At 68.6% G+C, this 1735-nt stretch carries 3 protein-coding genes; 2 read left to right on the plus strand and 1 reads right to left on the minus strand.

What is annotated here, in order from left to right:
• Positions 1-457, minus strand: a 457-nt coding sequence (locus B8115_RS22100; RefSeq protein ID WP_035591995.1) for a PHP domain-containing protein, incomplete at its 3' end; no start/stop codon positions are given.
• Between the two features lie 113 nt (positions 458-570).
• On the opposite strand from B8115_RS22100, the gene B8115_RS22105 reads away from it, so the two are divergent.
• Positions 571-870, plus strand: coding sequence for a YciI family protein (locus B8115_RS22105; RefSeq protein ID WP_010630049.1), 300 nt, complete (start codon positions 571-573; stop codon positions 868-870).
• Positions 871-1060: 190 nt separating this feature from the next.
• A partial coding sequence (gene mnmD, locus B8115_RS22110) for a tRNA (5-methylaminomethyl-2-thiouridine)(34)-methyltransferase MnmD (RefSeq protein ID WP_010630050.1) occupies positions 1061-1735 on the plus strand: 675 nt, incomplete at its 3' end.

Raw genomic sequence — 1735 nt, forward strand, 5'->3', positions numbered from 1 at the left:
ATATCGCGAGTCGCCCCAGCGGCCGGTGGGGGCCGGCCTGTTCGCGGGCGCGGGCCAAGGCGTTGTCGAGCCCCAGCTTCTCCATGCGCTGCGCGATGACCGCCGCGCGGATATCGCGGGCCTCGGCCTGAGCATCGAGCCCTGCGGCCAGCGCGCCGTGGGCACCCTGGGGCAGTAGCGCCACCACGTGAATGCCGATTCCCTGCCAGCGGGTGGAGAGCTCGACCGCCGGCAGCAGACATACGCCGAGGCGTTTGGCCGCCGTGGCGGCCTCGCCCACTCCGGCCACGGTGTCGTGATCGGTCAGCGCCATCAGCGTCACGCCGCGTTCGGCGCACAGGGCGACCACGTCGGCGGGGGCCAGGGCACCGTCCGAGGCAGTGGAGTGCATGTGCAGATCGACCCCGAGCGGACCGGGGTCGCCGGCAAAATGCTCGGGCAGGGGGGGCATTGGCATGACGCAGGCAGGCAACTTTGTCAAAATGATGGCCCATGGTGCGCGTCCGACGACGGTCGGTCAACGCACGGTTGGAGTCCGCGGTGATACCGCTCGACCGAGGAAACGCTGCGATGCTGTACGCAATCATCAGTGAAGACGTGAAGAACAGCCTGGAGCGACGCCTGGCTGCCCGCCCCGACCACCTGGCCCGGCTGGAAAAGCTGCGCGACGAAGGCCGCCTGGTACTGGTCGGCCCGCACCCCGCCGTGGACGCCGAGGACCCCGGCGAAGCCGGTTTCACCGGCAGCCTGGTGGTGGCCGAGTTCGACAGCCTCGAGACCGCTCAGGCCTGGGCCGACGCCGACCCCTACATGATTGCCGGGGTCTACGCCAAGGTGACCGTCAAGCCATTCAAGAAGGTGCTCCCCTAACCCGCCCTCGACCTGCCGGTTATCCACAGAGACTTTGCTCACAGCTTCTGTGGATAACGCTGTTGAAACGCCGCGGATGGCTTTCCGGATACGCCATGCCACGCCGCCGCGGCGACAACGGTCAATTTTTGAGCAGCCCTGTTCGTGTAGAGTTCCTGCTTTCGTTCCGAGAGCCGCGCTGGAGAAGTCCGTGTCCCTGCCCCATGCCTCGCTGCCGCCGCTGGCCGCGCTCGAGCCTGCCAGTCTCGACTGGCAGCATGACGAGAACGGCGAGAGCACCCCGCTCTCGACCTGCTTCGACGACGTCTACTTCTCGCGCCACGACGGCCGAGCGGAGACCGAGCATGTCTTCATTCAGGGTAATAACCTGCCGCGGCGCCTGGCCGCCTGGCAGGAGCGGCGCCCCTTCACCATCGGCGAGACCGGCTTCGGCACCGGGCTCAACATGCTCTGCGCCTGGGCCTGCTTCGATGCCCATGCCCCGGCCGGGGCTCGCCTGCACCTGATTTCCACTGAACGCTTCCCGCTGCTCCGCGACGACCTGGCGCGTGCGCTTGCGGCCTGGCCGGACTTGGCGGAACGCGCCGAGCGGCTGGTACGCCAGTGGCCCGAAGCGGTGGCCGGCGTGCATCGGCTGTGGCTCGACGAGCGGGTGACGCTGGATCTGCACTTCGGCGATGCCAGCGAACGCCTGGCCCTGCTCGAAGGCAAGGTGGATGCCTGGTTCCTGGACGGCTTCGCGCCGGCCAAGAACCCGGAGATGTGGCGTCCGGAGCTGTTCGCCGCCATGGCCGCCCGCTCACGCCCGGGGGCGAGTTTCGCCACCTTCACCTGCGCCGGAGTGGTCAAGCGCGGGCTGGCCGCT

Origin of the sequence: Halomonas sp. KM-1 (assembly GCF_000246875.1) — a bacterium.
Lineage (GTDB): Bacteria > Pseudomonadota > Gammaproteobacteria > Pseudomonadales > Halomonadaceae > Halomonas > Halomonas aerodenitrificans.